The organism is Arthrobacter pascens, from assembly GCF_017052465.1.
Taxonomy (GTDB): Bacteria; Actinomycetota; Actinomycetes; order Actinomycetales; family Micrococcaceae; genus Arthrobacter; species Arthrobacter pascens.
This window is the reverse complement of sequence record NZ_JAFHKT010000103.1, coordinates 1-320: the sequence shown is the minus strand read 5'-3', so window position 1 is coordinate 320 and position 320 is coordinate 1. Positions and strand designations below refer to the sequence as shown.

At 52.8% G+C, this 320-nt stretch carries 1 rRNA gene; it reads right to left on the bottom strand.

Annotation, left to right across the window (positions count from 1 at the left end):
- Positions 1-64, bottom strand: a 5S ribosomal RNA gene (rrf, locus tag JYA52_RS02465); the annotation flags it as partial.
- Between the last annotated feature and the right edge of the window lie 256 nt (positions 65-320).

The following is a 320-nucleotide window of genomic DNA, read 5'->3' as shown; positions in this document are numbered from 1 at the left end:
TGTGGGTCTTAGCTTCCGGGTTCGGAATGGGACCGGGCGTTTCCCCCACGCTATGACCGCCGTAACCCTTCTACCCGGCACACACCCGCGGGGTGTGTGTGGGAAATCTGGTGTTACAACTGTGCTGTTGTTTCAACTGTGGTGTTGTTACAGCTGTGGTGTTGTTATTTTGTTGTGGTTTTTTGTTCCCTGGGCAACTTACCGTGTGACGGGTTTGTTGGTTGGGAACCACATAGTGGACGCAAGCAGTCTTGTTTCTTTTTACCACCCCTGGTGCGAACCCCTTTTGAAGTTGGGTTTGCGGGGTGGTGTGTGGTGTA